Source organism: Paenibacillus sp. 2003, from assembly GCF_031455635.1.
Classification (GTDB): domain Bacteria; phylum Bacillota; class Bacilli; order Paenibacillales; family Paenibacillaceae; genus Paenibacillus; species Paenibacillus amylolyticus_B.
Window position 1 is genome coordinate 184,874 of sequence record NZ_JAVDTB010000007.1, and the last position, 16,656, is coordinate 201,529.

At 39.3% G+C, this 16,656-nt stretch carries 18 protein-coding genes; all 18 read left to right on the forward strand.

Translation table 11 applies throughout. The features are described 5' to 3' along the window. Nucleotides 1-126: 126 nt before the first annotated feature. The 18 genes from J2X75_RS23795 to J2X75_RS23880 all read left to right on the forward strand — a co-directional run bounded on the left by J2X75_RS23795 (nucleotide 127) and on the right by J2X75_RS23880 (nucleotide 16,614). Nucleotides 127-531: a TIGR03826 family flagellar region protein gene (locus J2X75_RS23795; RefSeq protein WP_310340768.1), complete on the forward strand. Its 405-nt coding sequence runs from the start codon at nucleotides 127-129 to the stop codon at nucleotides 529-531. 178 nt (nucleotides 532-709) lie between these two features. Continuing rightward, the gene (flgM, locus tag J2X75_RS23800) at nucleotides 710-994 is read left to right on the forward strand and encodes a flagellar biosynthesis anti-sigma factor FlgM (RefSeq protein WP_047840678.1); all 285 of its coding nucleotides are present in this window, start codon (nucleotides 710-712) and stop codon (nucleotides 992-994) included. A gap of 11 nt (nucleotides 995-1,005) precedes the next feature. After that, nucleotides 1,006-1,509, forward strand: a complete 504-nt coding sequence (locus J2X75_RS23805) for a flagellar protein FlgN (protein ID WP_310340773.1) — start codon at nucleotides 1,006-1,008, stop codon at nucleotides 1,507-1,509. 19 nt (nucleotides 1,510-1,528) lie between these two features. Next, complete coding sequence (gene flgK, locus J2X75_RS23810) at nucleotides 1,529-3,085, forward strand: flagellar hook-associated protein FlgK (protein ID WP_310340776.1); 1,557 nt, start codon at nucleotides 1,529-1,531, stop codon at nucleotides 3,083-3,085. A 24-nt stretch (nucleotides 3,086-3,109) separates the two neighbouring features. After that, nucleotides 3,110-4,030 (forward strand): flagellar hook-associated protein FlgL, encoded by a 921-nt coding sequence (flgL, locus tag J2X75_RS23815; protein ID WP_310340780.1) that lies wholly within the window; start codon nucleotides 3,110-3,112, stop codon nucleotides 4,028-4,030. Nucleotides 4,031-4,048: 18 nt separating this feature from the next. After that, entirely contained in the window at nucleotides 4,049-4,618 is a 570-nt protein-coding gene (locus J2X75_RS23820) for a DUF6470 family protein (protein WP_310340782.1), read from the forward strand. 32 nt (nucleotides 4,619-4,650) lie between these two features. Continuing rightward, nucleotides 4,651-5,154 carry a flagellar assembly protein FliW gene (fliW, locus tag J2X75_RS23825; protein ID WP_310340785.1) on the forward strand — a complete coding sequence of 168 codons (504 nt, stop codon included), beginning with the start codon at nucleotides 4,651-4,653 and terminating at the stop codon, nucleotides 5,152-5,154. Nucleotides 5,155-5,156: 2 nt separating this feature from the next. Next, entirely contained in the window at nucleotides 5,157-5,402 is a 246-nt protein-coding gene (gene csrA / locus J2X75_RS23830; protein WP_221821796.1) for a carbon storage regulator CsrA, read from the forward strand. A 143-nt stretch (nucleotides 5,403-5,545) separates the two neighbouring features. Further along, on the forward strand, nucleotides 5,546-6,361 hold the full coding sequence (locus J2X75_RS23835) for a flagellin N-terminal helical domain-containing protein (protein WP_310340791.1): 816 nt from the start codon (nucleotides 5,546-5,548) through the stop codon (nucleotides 6,359-6,361). A gap of 247 nt (nucleotides 6,362-6,608) precedes the next feature. After that, nucleotides 6,609-7,424, forward strand: coding sequence for a flagellin N-terminal helical domain-containing protein (locus J2X75_RS23840; protein ID WP_310340794.1), 816 nt, complete (start codon nucleotides 6,609-6,611; stop codon nucleotides 7,422-7,424). Nucleotides 7,425-7,669: 245 nt separating this feature from the next. Then, nucleotides 7,670-8,491, forward strand: a complete 822-nt coding sequence (hag, locus tag J2X75_RS23845; RefSeq protein ID WP_310340797.1) for a flagellin Hag — start codon at nucleotides 7,670-7,672, stop codon at nucleotides 8,489-8,491. 180 nt (nucleotides 8,492-8,671) lie between these two features. After that, nucleotides 8,672-10,546: a glycosyltransferase gene (locus J2X75_RS23850; protein WP_310340800.1), complete on the forward strand. Its 1,875-nt coding sequence runs from the start codon at nucleotides 8,672-8,674 to the stop codon at nucleotides 10,544-10,546. A gap of 87 nt (nucleotides 10,547-10,633) precedes the next feature. Next, nucleotides 10,634-11,746: a glycosyltransferase gene (locus tag J2X75_RS23855; protein ID WP_310340803.1), complete on the forward strand. Its 1,113-nt coding sequence runs from the start codon at nucleotides 10,634-10,636 to the stop codon at nucleotides 11,744-11,746. A gap of 14 nt (nucleotides 11,747-11,760) precedes the next feature. Continuing rightward, the gene (locus J2X75_RS23860; protein WP_310340806.1) at nucleotides 11,761-12,954 is read left to right on the forward strand and encodes a class I SAM-dependent methyltransferase; all 1,194 of its coding nucleotides are present in this window, start codon (nucleotides 11,761-11,763) and stop codon (nucleotides 12,952-12,954) included. A 25-nt stretch (nucleotides 12,955-12,979) separates the two neighbouring features. After that, on the forward strand, nucleotides 12,980-13,768 hold the full coding sequence (rfbF, locus tag J2X75_RS23865; RefSeq protein ID WP_310340809.1) for a glucose-1-phosphate cytidylyltransferase: 789 nt from the start codon (nucleotides 12,980-12,982) through the stop codon (nucleotides 13,766-13,768). Nucleotides 13,769-13,793: 25 nt separating this feature from the next. Next, the gene (locus J2X75_RS23870) at nucleotides 13,794-14,474 is read left to right on the forward strand and encodes an LbetaH domain-containing protein (RefSeq protein ID WP_310340812.1); all 681 of its coding nucleotides are present in this window, start codon (nucleotides 13,794-13,796) and stop codon (nucleotides 14,472-14,474) included. A 20-nt stretch (nucleotides 14,475-14,494) separates the two neighbouring features. Next, nucleotides 14,495-15,394, forward strand: coding sequence for an NAD-dependent epimerase/dehydratase family protein (locus tag J2X75_RS23875; protein ID WP_310340816.1), 900 nt, complete (start codon nucleotides 14,495-14,497; stop codon nucleotides 15,392-15,394). A 146-nt stretch (nucleotides 15,395-15,540) separates the two neighbouring features. After that, nucleotides 15,541-16,614, forward strand: a complete 1,074-nt coding sequence (locus J2X75_RS23880) for an FkbM family methyltransferase (protein ID WP_310340819.1) — start codon at nucleotides 15,541-15,543, stop codon at nucleotides 16,612-16,614. Nucleotides 16,615-16,656: the final 42 nt, after the last annotated feature.

The window sequence follows — 16,656 nt, forward strand, 5'->3', positions numbered from 1 at the left end:
TGCGTATATATGCATCCTGTTCCCCTCTTTTGTTTTGTAAATAGACTATGGCTTCATCAGAGAAAATAAGGTAATGTATAGTTATTATCTATTCGGAAATGGAAGTTTGAGAGGGGCGTTTTAGCGATGAATCTAGGTAATTGTCCTCGCTGTGGTAAATTATATGCGTTGAATTTTCGAGATGTATGTTCAAACTGTATTAAGGAAATAGAGAAGGAATATCAGATCTGTGTAGATTATTTGCGGGAAAACAAGGGTACCAACATACAGGAACTATCTGATGCAACAGAAGTTTCGATTAAAAATATTACCAAGTTCATCCGTGAGGGACGAATTTCCATCGAGAATGCCCCGAATATGATGTATCCTTGTGAAGTATGCGGAACATTGATTCGTGAAGGTCATATGTGTGACTCTTGCCGTAATCGTTTGACGAAAGACTTGGCAGGAGCAGCTCGTGAAGTAGGTCAGAAGGATAACAACAATGTAGGCGGACGAACCTACAATGCTGTCGACAAACTACGCGATTAATAGGAGCGAGGGCTCAAATACATGTTTTGCTATAACAAATGTTTTGAAACGTACCGATAAACTTATTAAAGATTATCGGTTTTTTTTATTATCCTAATCATTTTGACAACATAAAGATTAAAGTAAGAAAAACGTATATCAACATAAACTCCTAATCATGGAAGGAAGTGCATTTTAAATGAAAATCAATGAACCGAGTAGAATTGGCGCAATCAATTCATATCAAAGGAACGTTGAATCCAATCAGCAGGCTGATGCCAAGAAGAGCCGCCGTAAGGACGAAGTATCCATTTCTCCGGAGGCGATGAAGATGCTTGAGGAACAAAGTCGTACACAGGATGCAGGACGCATACAACGGATACAGGAACTCAAAGAACAGGTGAGTTCGGGAACGTATCAGGTAGATAGTAGCAAGCTTGCTGACAAGCTTCTGCCGTATTTTAAGTCTTTTGATAAGGAATAGGTGATCACGTAATGGCAGCACTGGACAGATTGATTGCAGTTTTGCAGCAAATGGAACAAAGTCACCGCGATATGCTGGCACTCAGTGAGGTCAAGAGACAGGTCATTGTCAAAAATGATGTAGATGAACTCATTGCCCTCCTCAACAAAGAATCTCGTTTCATGAAACAACAGGAGCCATTGGAGATCGAACGGCAGAGTGCAGTTCACGAACTGCTACAGGAGCGAGGCATCAAGTCCATGCTGAACCTGAATATCACCGAGATCTCGAAGCTGATTTTTGATCCGGCTGACAAACTGCGATTGCTTGAAGCCCAGAAGAAGCTGGCAGGAACACTGCATGAATTAAAAGAAATTAATCAACTGAATCAAAAGCTGATCGAGCAATCGCTGATGTTTATTGACTTATCCATGGACATCTTTGCTTCTCGGCCAGAACAGGATGCCACATATCAGCATCCTGCTGATAAGAACGGCAATCCAGGGCGAATCGGTCTGTTTGACACGCGTGCCTGATTAATTAGGGGGAAACCAGGTGACATCTACATTTCATTCAATCGAAACGGCTAAACGCAGTTTGTTCACACAGACGACAGCTCTTAGCACAACAGGCCATAACATAGCCAATGCCAACACGGAAGGCTACTCACGCCAAAAAGTAAACATGCAGGCATCTATTCCAATGGAGCCGTTCGCATTTCTGCATAGCACAACACCAGGACAGCTCGGTACAGGGGTAGAGTTCGACTCCATTACTCGTGTGCGTGAGAAATTTCTGGATGACCAGTATCGCAATGAAAATACCAACTTCGGGAGTTGGTCCATTCAACGAGATACACTTGAGAAACTTGAAGCTATTGTAAACGAACCATCCAATACTGGTTTTCGAACTGTTATGGATAACTTCTACAAATCATGGTCAGATCTAAGTAAAAACCCAGAGGACGTTACAGCACGTCGGATCGTGAAAGAAACGACTCTGGCGCTAACAGATGCGATGAACCAGATTAGCCGCCAACTGGATGCACTCAGTCAGGATTTGGATAGTAACATCGCTGTGAAAGGCAATGAAATTCAGGGCTACCTTGGTAACATTGCGAACCTTAATAGCGCTATTGTAAAAGTCGAGTCTCTTGGCGACAATGCCAACGATTTACGTGACCAACGTGATCTGATGACAGACAAGCTGTCAAAAATTATGAACGTTACCGTTACGGATTCTCCGCAAGGATACCAGGTTCAGATGAATGGACAGGCACTCGTTACAGGCGGGGCGGTTCAAGTAGCGGTAGATCCTGCTTTTCTCAATGCTGCATATACAGCAGGAACGCTCACCAACGGTGAGGTTCACGGGATGATCAAGTCCAGAGACACTTTGGTGAGTGATTATCAGAAACAAATGGATGACCTGGCCAATACACTTGCCAACGGAGAGATTCAGATTACATTGCCAGCAGGCTCAGTCCTGCCAGACAATACTGTTCTGGGTGGGGTGACATACACAGGGGCTGCACGTACACTGTCAGCTGATCTGACCGTTACGGTGAAAGGCCTGAATGGTCTACATCAACTTGGATATAGCATGGATGGAACGACTTCTCCTGGAGTACCATTCTTCACATCCTCTGATGGTGGAGCCGCAATTACAGCTGGCAATATCTCATTGAACGCCGCAATTCAGGCTGATCCGAATAAGATTGCAACATCTTTAAGAACAACTACTGATGCCTCAGGAGCAGAGACCGTAATCAAAGGGAATAATACACTGGCGAATTTGCTTGCCAATCTTAAAGATACACCGATGAAGTCAGCTGACGGTTTGCGTAATGCAACGATTGGTGCTCAGTTTAGTGCAATCGTTGGACAGTTGGGTGTTCAATCTCAGGAAGCGGCACGTCAGACGTCCAATTCCGAGTTCCTCGTAGAACAAGTGAACACTCGCCGTCAATCAGTCAGTGGTGTTTCTTTGGATGAAGAAATGGCTAATATGATCAAATTCCAGCATGCTTACAGTGCTTCTGCACGTTTTATGACGACATATGACCAATTACTCGAAAAATTAATTAACTCTACCGGCGTAGTAGGCAGATAATAGAAAGGAGTGACATAACAGACGATGAGAATTACTAATAATATGTTGAGCTCGCAATTGATTCTTAACTTGAACCGGAATGCACAACAGATGAATAGTACACAAACTCAATTGGCAACAGGACGGAAGATCAACAAACCTTCTGACGATCCGGTAGGGATTACGTACTCCCTTCGTTATCGTGCAGAACTGTCTTCCAATGAGCAGTATCAAAAAAATGTGGATAGCGCGGTATCATGGTTGGATTTTAATGATACAGTAATGGACCAAGCTGGCAGCGTGGTTCAGCGGTTGAGAGAACTGACGGTGCAGGCAGCTACGGGAACTAACCCTCAATCAGCACTAGATAGTATTAATGAAGAAGTGAAGCAATTAAAAGCACAACTTGTTGATATTTCAAACAGCACGTTGAATGGAAAGTATGTATTCAATGGTGAAACCTACGATGTTAAACCTTATGACTTTCCTACCAGTGCTGACGGTTCGTTTGATACAACGAATGCTGCTTCCATCGTTACTGATCCCGGTAAAATTAATTTTATCGTGGGTGAGAGTATCCAATTACCCATTAACGTAACTGGTAATGAAGTATTTGGTGATTCTACGGAAGCCGATAATCTATTCGTAATCTTTAATACGATTAGTCAAGCTCTTGCGAGTGGGGATCAAAAAGAATTGTCCAATCAGCTTACAAACATTGATACTCGATCGAACAAGATGCTCGCAATTCGTGCAGAGATTGGGGCGAAAACCAATCGCATCGAACTTATGCAAGGTCGATTAAGTGATCTTGAAGTGAACTTAACGGATCTGCAAGCAAAGGTTGAGGATGCGGATTACGCTGAATTATCAATTAAGTCTAAAATTCAAGAAAATATATATAATGCTTCACTTTCTGCTGGTGCTAAAATTATATCCCAGTCATTAGTTGATTTTCTTAGATAATAAAGGAGAGATCATCTAATGAGTACTCTTCCAGTGGTACAAATTCACACAACGCCCACGCTATTACATATCGATGCGGACATTGGTCAGTATTCGATTCGTCAGCCGAAGGCGGAGGTCCAGCTCCATACCAAGCCGGGTAAGTTAACGGTGCAGAGCCATGCGATAGAGCTGAATGTGGATCAGTCCAAAGCTTTTTCTGCCTATCATGGTGGGAATATGATCGATATGAATGCCCGAATATATTCGGGTATTCAGCAATTATTCATGCAGAATATGGCTGAACGTGTGCAACAAGGGAATGATATGGCAGCCATCCACAAACCAGGCAATACAATTGCCAATATTGTAGGAACCAATTGGCAAGCTAAGCCGTTCCCGGAGACACGCACGGCAGCTTCCTCTGATAATGTGGATGTACGTGTGTTTACGCAAGCACCGGACATTCGCTTTGAAGCAGCGGAATCCGAGATGAATGTAATTGTGAACAAGCCAGAGATTGAATATCAACGTGGTAAATTGGATATTTATGTGCAGCAATATGCTTCCATACAATACACTCCACCTGTTATAGATATAGGACTATGAAGGTTATAGGTTATAATAGGCTATAGACGGTTATGTTCGACATCCGCTATAGCTTTTTTTCGTACAGAACTGCTGCCAAGGAGGCGTTTGATATTTTAATTAGAACCAGTATGTTAGGTGAGATCGATGTACCTCTAGAGGATGTATATCATTTTGAAAAGGGGTTGCCTGGATTTGAGCGGGAAACTGACTTTGCATTAATTCCATGGGAGGGAACCCCTTTCAGCTATCTTCAATCCATAAATGAATCAGAAATTTCTTTTTTAATTGTTAGTCCGTTTGAGTTCAAGACAGACTATAGTTTTGAGTTGAGTAATGAGGACAAAGATGAGCTGAAGCTTGAAGATAAGGTAGCTGTATATGCGATTGTGACTATTCAGTCGGAAACAGTAAAATCAACTATGAATTTGTTGGCGCCGCTTGTAATGAATCCCGTTACTCTAAAAGGCAAACAAGTCGTGCTTCACCAATCCGGATATGAAACCAGACATCGGATCTGGTCCAATACCCTGCAATCGGTGAAAGGCGGAGATTAACTATGCTAGTACTGTCACGAAAAAAAGGAGAATCAATTATTATTCAGGATAATATTGAGGTGACTGTGCTTGCAGTGGATGGCGACACCGTGAGGATCGGAATCTCGGCACCTAACCATGTGGATATCTTTCGCCAAGAACTGTACGCTTCTATTCAGGAAGCCAATCGTGAATCTACAGCACCGCCTGTGTCCGACGTAGAAGCTTTTATGCAGTTTGTGCGCGATACTAAAGAGAAAGATAATTAGCGAATATTCTATTCCACTATAATAGTTTTTGAATATCTGACGATATATAGTATAGACGTTGTTTCAGAAGGGCGGCCGACCTTAATGTTGCGACGTTTACCACAAGGATGTGGAACTAACTTATTTCAGGGAGGAAACACTCAATGATTATCAACCACAATATTGCTGCAATGAACACTCATCGTCAACTGAACACCAACACAACAAACACGAACAAAGCGATCGAAAAATTGTCTTCCGGACTGCGTATCAACCGCGCTGGTGACGATGCTGCAGGATTGGCAATTTCCGAAAAAATGCGCGGACAAATCCGTGGTTTGGATATGGCTTCCAAAAATGCACAAGACGGTATCTCTTTGATTCAAACAGCTGAAGGTGCATTGAACGAAACACACAGCATTCTGCAACGTGTGCGTGAATTGTCTGTTCAATCGGCGAATGACACGAACACAGATGCAGACCGTGTTGAACTTCAAAAAGAAGTAACAGAACTGACTGCTGAGATTAACCGTATTTCGACTACAACAGAATTTAACACTAAAAAATTGTTGGATGGTGCTGGCGCAAGTGCTGTAGTATTCCATATCGGAGCTAACACAGGCCAAAGCATCACGTTGAATATTGGTAACATGGGAGCTACTTCCCTGGGTATTTCAACAGTTGCTATTGGTACTCAATCAGGTGCGAATGCTGCTATCTCTACTTTGGACGCTGCAATCGCATCCGTATCTGCTGAGCGTTCCAAATTGGGTGCAAACCAAAACCGTTTGGAGCACACAATCAACAACTTGGGAACGACTTCTGAGAACCTGTCTGCTGCGGAATCCCGTGTTCGTGACGTAGATATGGCAAAAGAAATGATGAACCAAACGAAAAACAACATCCTTGCACAGGCTTCTCAAGCGATGTTGGCACAAGCCAATCAACAGCCACAAGCTGTCCTGCAATTGCTTCGTTAATCTTTACAGAAAAAGAACCTTTGGACTTCCAAAGGTTCTTTTTCTGTTCCAATTATCTTAAATTTCAAAAAAAGCCCCAGTCGTTTATAGATTATAAAAATAAAATAAATTCATTTTACTATAAACAGTATTGATGTTTCTGTCGATATATAAAGTAAGATGTTGCACTGATGGGTAAGCCAGCCTTAAAGTCGTAACGTTTACCACAAGGATGTGGAACTAACTTATTTCAGGGAGGAAACACTCAATGATTATCAACCACAATATTGCTGCGATGAACACTCATCGTCAACTGAACACTAACACAACAAACACGAACAAAGCGATCGAAAAATTGTCTTCCGGACTGCGTATCAACCGCGCTGGTGACGATGCTGCAGGATTGGCAATTTCCGAAAAAATGCGCGGACAAATCCGCGGTTTGGATATGGCTTCTAAAAATGCACAAGACGGTATCTCTTTGATTCAAACAGCTGAAGGTGCATTGAACGAAACACACAGCATTCTGCAACGTGTGCGTGAATTGTCTGTTCAATCGGCGAATGATACGAACACAGATGCAGACCGTGTTGAACTTCAAAAAGAAGTAACAGAACTGACTGCTGAGATTAACCGTATTTCGACTACAACAGAATTTAACACTAAAAAATTGTTGGATGGTGCTGGCGCAAGTGCTGTAGTATTCCATATCGGAGCTAACACAGGCCAAAGCATCACATTGAACATTGGTAACATGGGAGCTACTTCCCTGGGTATTTCAACAGTTGCTATTGGTACTCAATCAGGTGCGAATGCTGCTATCGCTACTCTGGATACAGCAATCGCGTCTGTATCTGCTGAGCGTTCCAAATTGGGTGCAAACCAAAACCGTTTGGAGCACACAATCAACAACTTGGGAACGACTTCTGAGAACCTGTCTGCTGCGGAATCCCGTGTTCGTGACGTAGATATGGCAAAAGAAATGATGAACCAAACGAAAAACAACATCCTTGCACAGGCTTCTCAAGCGATGTTGGCACAAGCCAATCAACAACCACAAGCTGTCCTGCAATTGCTTCGTTAATCTTTACGGTAGAAGAACCTTTGGACTTCCAAAGGTTCTTTTTTTGTTCCAATTATCTTGGATTTCAAAGTAGCCCGAGTCGTTATAGATTATAAAAATAAAATAAATTCATTTTACTATAAACAGTATTGATGTTTCTGTCGATATATAAAGTAAGATGTTGCACTGATGGGTAAGCCAGCCTTAAAGTCGTAACGTTTACCACAAGGATGTGGAACTAACTTATTTCAGGGAGGAAACACTCAATGATTATCAACCACAATATTGCTGCGATGAACACTCATCGCCAACTGAACACCAACACAACAAACACAAACAAAGCGATCGAAAAATTGTCTTCCGGACTGCGTATTAACCGTGCTGGTGACGATGCTGCAGGATTGGCAATTTCCGAAAAAATGCGTGGACAAATCCGCGGTTTGGATATGGCTTCTAAAAATGCACAAGACGGTATCTCTTTGATTCAAACAGCTGAAGGTGCATTGAACGAAACACACAGCATTCTGCAACGTATGCGTGAATTGTCTGTTCAATCTGCGAATGATACAAACACTAACGCTGACCGTGTGGAACTTCAAAAAGAAGTAACAGAACTGACAGCAGAGATCGATCGTATTTCTACAACAACTGAGTTCAATACGAAGAAGTTGTTGAATGGTGCTGGCGCAAGTGCTGTAGTATTCCATATCGGAGCTAACACAGGCCAAAGCATTACGTTGAATATTGGCAACATGGGAGCTGGTTCCCTAGGCGTTGGTGCAGGATCAGTAAGTATTGCTTCTCAAACAGGAGCGAATGCTGCGATCGCTACTTTGGATGCAGCAATCACATCTGTATCTGCTGAACGTTCCAAATTGGGTGCAAACCAAAATCGCTTGGAGCACACAATCAACAACTTGGGAACGACTTCTGAGAACCTGTCTGCTGCGGAATCCCGTGTTCGTGACGTAGATATGGCGAAAGAAATGATGAACCAAACGAAAAACAACATCCTTGCACAAGCTTCTCAAGCGATGTTGGCACAAGCTAACCAACAGCCACAAGCTGTCCTGCAATTGCTTCGTTAATCTTTGCACGAAGAGCCATCGAGGATTATCTCGGTGGTTTTTTTGTTTGATCATTATCCGGATTATACTAGGAATTATTTACTTGTTTATAATGCCTCAAGAATTCTAAATATTGTAGATACTTTTACCGATATACATAGGTATGGATTTGATTCGTAAATGCGAAATGAGAGGGAATACATGTCGAAAACTATTGCGTTATGCATGATTGTTAAAAATGAAGAGCAATTTCTTAGAAGATGTTTGGATAGTGTAAAAGATAAAGTTGATCAGATTGTCATTGTCGATACAGGTTCCACTGATAGTACACTTTCAATCGCCAAAGAGTACACGAAAGATATCGTTCACATGGAGTGGACTAATGATTTCTCCGTAGCACGTAATGAGTCCATACGTCATGCGAACACAGATTACATTCTTGTGCTGGACGCAGATGAATATCTGGAACAGACGACGAATTTGGCTGAGGAGTTACAATCTGGAGCAGATTACTATTTCACAAAAATATTTAACTTAATGTCAGGCGATCGTGGAATGAATCATCTAGCTATTCGTATTTTCAAGAATAAAATAGGTCTGTGTTATCAGAATCGCCTCCACGAACATTTGAATACAAGGGAACAAGAAGATCAGTTAGTAGCAGGTTATTCCAATCTGACCATTATGCATACTGGTTACATTGACGAGATAATGGAAGGCAGAGGGAAGGCTCAGAGGAATCTGGCTCTTATGTTAGTAGAAGTGAAGGAAAATCCCTCTGTCTATAACTTATTCAATATGGGCAGAACCTATATGTGGCTTGGTGAACATGAGAAGGCCATTAAATATTTACAAAAGGCATACCCATTAAGTAAAAATCTTACGATTGCCCCAGAGTTGATTGCATCTTTATGCAGGAGCCTTAGCGAACTAAATAGATATGAAGAGGCACTTACGGTTCTGGAACAAGCTGTAGATATTTATCCGCTCGAAGTTGATTTGTTTCATTTGCAAGCGCTGTGCTATATGGAAATTGGTTATCATAGAGATGCTTTGGCGTGTATGAACAGATGTTTGGAGATTGGGGACCAAGGTATTTCATTCACAGAAGGTAATGGCACTTACATCGCACATTTAAGGCTTGCAGAGTGGCATACAACACAAAATGAATATAATAAGGCGTATGAACATATTACAGAAGCGATCAAGTTTAAAGAGGGTTTTTTACCTGTGATTGGAAAGTATTTCGAAATTGTAGAAAAAGCAGGTCTTTCTCTAGACGAGATGTTTACAAGCGCCAATGATTTATTTTCAATAACTAACAGTAGAATGCTGGAGAAAATACTAGAGGCACTTTATCAACTGAGACATCCACTATTACAGAGATATCTAACTTTGTATGAGGTAACGGTCCAGAAGCATGTCATGGCTGTTGCAAGTCAATACGCCAAGGATTACAGCCAAGCCCGAGAGCAGTGGCTAGTACTACCCGAGCAAGAAGAGCAAAATGGAGTAGATATACTGTTGTTAGCAATTCTTCTTAAAGACGAGGTATTATTCAAGAAGGCTGGCCCATTACTTAATCTAAGTGAAAAAGAAAAGAAATTTTTAGCTATAGTTGTAAGGAATGAAGCGATCGATAAGTTAAGTTTAACAACGTATACAGAATGTATTTTAGAGAGAGTGTTAGTTCATTTGATTCGTTTACAAGAGTTCGAAGTAATGGAAACTATACTTGGCTATATGTGGCATGGACACGTTGAAATTAAGATTAAAGTGTGTCAGCATTTGGCGGATTATGGTTTCGGTGAAATTGCTATTGATTTATTACTGGAGCTGTTCAAGCTTCATCCAAGAAACAAAAATATTATAGAGTTATTAGGTGATGTGTGCTATAGATCGAATTATCTGCAGGATGCGCAGCTCTTTTACAGTGAGTTACTTGAATTATATGATAATTACAGTTCGCATGAACGAATGTATAATGTATATCTTAAATCCAATGATGAGACAGAAACGAATGCTTTATTAACTGTAATAAGCGAGAAGTTTAAACTGTGTTTATGGGTAAGATAGATTCTAAAATGTAATAAGAAGCTGTAAGGGAATTAGTTTTTTGAGAGTGATACCTAAACAGAGTTTAACAAATTAAGGGAGTCGACTATGGGTAATCTATCAGCTAAAACAAAACCACGTCTTGTAGCTCTGTGGCCCGAATGTGAAAATGTTCATCTGACGAAGGATCTTGGAATGATTCCGTTTATTTTGTATAAGTACCATGACTATAATTCATCAATAGCCTGTTACCAAATGGAGGAGTTCCCTTATTTAGATAATGAAGTTAAAGGACTGGGCGTTGAACGTATTGAAAATACAGGCGATATTTTGCGGGATGGGGACGAGTACCTCATTAAAAATGCGAATAATATCGATATCTTGTTTTTAATGGGGATCTACTCGTTTACATTAAGCTGGATTAATGTATATAAAACTTTTAATCCGAATGGAAAAATATATCTTAAGTTGGATGCAAACCTTTATTGGATGAACAGCATGGATATGACGAAAGACGTTTTAGAAATATTGGATAAATGCGATTTGATTAGCGTAGAGAGTAGCAGATTACATCATTATCTTAATCAAAAATGGCCATTGAAAATTGAATTAATACCTAACGGGTATTACAACTTTAGTGAAAGTAATGATGTTGCTTTTGAAGAAAAAGAAAATGTGATTTTAACAGTCGGAAGAATTGGAACTTTTCAAAAAGCAAATGATGTTCTTTTGAAAGCTTTTAAGTTAGTGAATGAGGAAATACCTGATTGGAGAATTAAAATTGTAGGGAACATGGAAGAAACATTCGTGGAGTATTTGCAAAGTTATTTTTCAGAGAATCCTACTTTGATGAAAAAGGTAGAATTACCTGGAGCAATCAATAATAGATTTGAGCTAGAAAAGGAATACAGAAAAGCTAAAGTGTTCTGTTTAACCTCGAGATGGGAAGGATTCCCTCTTGTTTTTACAGAGGCGGCTAGAGCTGGATGTTATGTGATTTCAACGGACATTGATCCGGCTTATGACATTACTTGCGGTGGCAAACTGGGGAGCCTTTTTCCGATTGATGACGTAGAAAAACTAGCAGAAACACTATTAGAAGTATGCAAAGATTCAGGACAAATTGAAAAAGTGTGCTATGAGATTCAAGAAGTCTCTAAAAGGAATTTTGATTGGGTCACTATTGGCAATAAGATTGATCGATTATTACATTTGAACTAAGTGGAGGAACTTTTGTGATTGAAATATCATTGCAAGAAAATACAGTGAAACTGACTAACACATATACCAATGAGTCTGAAGTTGTTTTAGATTTGGGGGTAAAACATAATAACTACACTGCATTAAGCTCCCAAAGATTGTATCAGGAATATACCAGTATGATAAACAACTATGAGGTTATTAAGAAATATACTTATGGTGAAACAACACTGCTTGATATTGTGGCAATTACAAGTCTTGTTTTCAATGAACTAATGAATGGTAAACACACTAATATAAGAGCGTTAGAAGTGGGCAGCTGGTTTGGGTGTTCGAGCTATTTTTTCGCTAACAGTTTAAAGACGTTTTCAGAGAATAATATACTTTTTTGTATGGATACATGGAATGGTAGTCCAGATACGATGAGTCACAGCATAGCTAATTATGAAAATGCATTTGAACATTTTAAAAGTGTAATGCGATATGCAGGGGTCTACGAAAGTATAAAACCAATAGTGTGTGACTCCACGGTAGGGATGGATATTCTACAAGAAAACTTCTTCGATATTATTTTTGTAGACGCTAACCACACTTACGATTATGTATATCAGGATATTGTTAAAGGAATCAAAAAAATTAAAGTAGGCGGACTCTTGATAGGTCATGATTGTGAATGCTACGCGGATGAGTTACCTCCCCATCTTTTACATGGAGACAATAAGCATTTGGATGGTATTGAGGGATACCATACAGGGGTTATCAAAGCTCTGGATGATATTTTTGGTCGAGATTATAGCCGTTTTAATGCTAGCCTCGTTTGGTACAAAAGAATAACTCAAGAAGATAAAGATATGATAATTCAATTGGAAAAGAAATCGAGTATTTCTTATCAGAGAACGGACGAACTGGTTAAGGCTATAAAAGACTCCATACAATTTATATACAATAGTAGTTTGGGTGAAAAAACGGAAACTACCCAAATTCTTCTTACTGATCTGGTTCAGGTGGCTCAAGAACTTGAGAATACGATGGCTGAAATTAGTGGGAAAATTAACAATAAGAGTATTAAGCTTAAAGCTAATTTGTTAAAAAGTGCTTTGATAGATTACCAGATTACGTATGAAAATGATTTCCCACAAGCTCTCATGGTATTAGAATCAAGTGTTATTGAAAGTTTTAATGACTTTTGGAAATGTTATTCAGAACTTGATGGAAGCCATGTTGAATAAAGTAGCCGGGAGGTGAAGTAGAAGAATGAAAGTCGTTATTTTAGCAGGTGGAAGAGGTACTCGGATAAGTGAAGAGTCTCATTTGAAGCCTAAACCCATGATTGAAATTGGAGATGCACCAATACTATGGCATATTATGAAAACTTATTCTTCCTTCGGATATGATGAATTCATTATATGTCTAGGATACAAGGGTTACATTATTAAAGAGTACTTTGCAAATTACTATCGACACATGTCTGAAGCAATTACGTATGATTTCTCTTCAGGATTGGATGCCACAGTAAGTGTTCATCGAAATTCAGTTGAACCCTGGAAAGTTACATTGGTGGATACAGGGTTAAATTCCATGACTGGCAGCAGAATTAAGAGAATTGAACCATATGTAGGAAATCATCCATTTATGCTAACATATGGAGATGGTTTAGCTGATATTAATATTGAGCAGTTGGTGAAGAGTCATAGGGAAAGTGGGAAGCTAGCCACGATTACAGGCGTACAACCAGATGGCAGGTTTGGACGACTCGAACTGGACGGTAATTCGGTCACTGGCTTCACAGAGAAGGTAAAGGGTGATGGCGGTTGGATCAATGGTGGTTTTATGGTCTGCCAACCAAAAGTTTTTAGTTATATCGAAGATTTTGAAAGTACAATTTTAGAGCAAGAACCGTTACAAAATTTAGCAAAAGATGAACAACTTAATGTCTATAAACACGAAGGGTTTTGGCAGCCAATGGATACTCTCCGTGAAAAAATTATATTGGATGAGCTTTGGCACGGACATAAAGCACCTTGGAAGGTTTGGACAGATTAGAATATATACAGATAATGGAGGGTATATGTTTAAGACTTCGATGACTGAAGATGAGTTACAAAAGTATGTTATTCATCAATTAAATAATTTCTATCCAGACAACCGGTTATCGAATAAAGAATATATATTCAAAGGGACAATAAGGGAAGCGCTTGAACGCACGCATGTTTGTTTCAAGCATGTTTCACTACCAGCGTATCATCGCGATGGGACAACGTATTTCTCTCATTTGCACTCCGATCAATATACCGTCTTTTTATGGTTTTTATCTAATACGATATGGAGAAGATTCGAAGATGCTGAAATAGCTGCTAAGTTGTTTAATCTAAACAAGGCACTGAACGGTTTTCTGTGTATGTATGATGCAGATTTACCTGATATTTTTCTTGTTTTGCATGGGAACGGAGTAGTGTTGGGCAAGGCTTCTTATAGTAACTTCTTCGTATGTTATCAGGGATGTACTGTGGGGGCAATAGAGGGCCAATACCCTAAACTAGGTCGTGGTGTTGCTTTAGCTCCTAACTCAACAGTAATTGGTGAATGTAATGTGGGGAATTTAGTCACTATAGGGAATCAAGCACTCCTCAGAAATACAGATCTGAGTGATGGTTCATTGTACTACCGTCATATAGATACAGGTAAGCATATAATTCAATCAACAGACACTCCTTGGGCACAGACATTTTATAATGTAACTATATTATGACATGGAGATGAATCCTGACAGTGAGAACAATCTTAGTTAGTGGTGCAGATGGTTATATAGGACTTCATTTGACGAGTTTACTTGAAGCTTTAAATTACAAGGTGCTTAAAGCTACAAGGCATCCGTATGGAGATATAATGATGGATTTTAGTCAACCAGCCGAGATTGCAAATATAACGTGTAACAGTATTGACCTTATGGTACACTGCGTTCCTCCTATTTCAAATAGTTCCTCAGATTGCACTGAAAGAACTGATGCTGACAATACTTCAAGTGTGTATGCTGCGTTGAATTTTTGTGAAAAGAATGGAATCCCTTCATTTATATATGTATCTAGTTTTCATGTTTTTGGTGACCCTCATGGGAGGTTAACAGAGAAATCATTGCCAAAACCGAGCAATAATTACGGATATGCACATCTGAATGCTGAACAGACTGTACAGATGTTTGATTCATTGAATAGGGTGAGGACATGGATAGTTCGTCCATCTAATGTATTTGGCGTTCCGGCTGATATGGACAAATTTAGAAGATGGGATCTCATTCCCTTCTCATTTTGTTTAAGTGCACTTGAAAAACGTGAAATAGCACTTCAAACATCTGGAAGGCAACTTCGCAACTTCGTGAGTGTGTCTGATCTTTGTAGGAAAATAGTGTGGATTATTGAGAAGCAACCAATCGAGCGTATATTACATGCATACGGTAAGGAGACATTGAGTGTGTTAGATTACGCCGAAATTGTTAAAAAAGTAGCTAAAGTGAATTTTCAAATACCAATTCAAATAACAAAGCCAGACGGCAGTGATAAATATTCTTTTTTTGATTTTACTAGTTTATATGATTCTCCAGATACAACTCCTAAGGAACGTTTGGCTGATTTTGTGAATGGGATGTTTGAAGCCATAATTAGAATAAAATAGGCCTAATTAATGAAAGCAAAGACGAGGTAGCGCTATCTTAACCAACAGTAGATGCTTTGAAACTATATATAAAAATTATGGAATTTCCAATGATAGAATTATTTAATAATTCTATCATAATACATTGTAGGCAAAGGAAGGTAATTATGGAATCGTTAAGTAAATTGCATCAAGCTCTTTTATTCATTGGACAAAACGATGCAACAGAAAGCAGGACGCTGGCCTGGCTTAAGGAAATTGAAGAATTGGTTCATTACCCTGAAGGAAGTATTAGGGATGAAATAACAGGGCCCATTTTAGATACTATTTATAATGAGAATATTATACTTAGAAAGCAACTTTCTAACGGTTTGGTATTTGATTTTTACTATAGAACTAAAATTGCTAGGGATTTTTTAATGTCAACTCCAGAAATACCTAATCATGTTTGGGAACCTCAAACAACAAAATTATTATTGCTGTTATCTAAAAATTTCAAGCAAATTTTAATTGGTGGCGCTTATTTCGGTGATCAAGCTATACTTTTGGCTAACGAAATTAAGAAGAACAATGGAGTTGTACATGCATTCGAACCGAATCTTGATCAGTTTAATATGCTTAATCATAATGCTGAAATCAACGGGATTAATAACATTAAAACATGGAGAATGGGGCTTTGGAAAGATAGTGATAATTCCTTTCGCCTCGTAGGTGAAGATTCATTTGCTCATGCGGAGTCTGTTATACACAACTCTACTAAGAATGACGAAGATATTTTTAATACAGTATCGATAGTTGACTATTTACAAAAACAAGAGATAAAAAAACTTGATCTGATTATGCTCGATATTGAGGGGTTAGAGTATTCTGTTTTACAAGGAGCTCAGGGTCAATTGGAGCTTCCTGCTCCAGATGCACCAATCATTATTTTTGAAGTGCATAGGAGCTATGTGGATTGGAGTAATGGCCTTGAGAACAGTGAAATAATTCAGTTCTTAAATGATTTTGGATATTCTGTTTTTGCGATAAGAGATTACAATTCAAATGTTGATATGACAGATATGCCGATTGAGATTATTCCTCCAAATAGAGTGTTTCTGGAAGGCCCCCCTCATGGGTTTAACATGCTTGCTGTTAAAGATACTTCAATTCTTAACTCTACGCTGTTTAAAATATGTAATGACGTTAGTCCCAAACTGTTACAACATAAAAATACTTATTTACATCAACCAAATAAATGAAGACCATGAATTAGTCGAATGAAAACAGAAATAAAAATTATG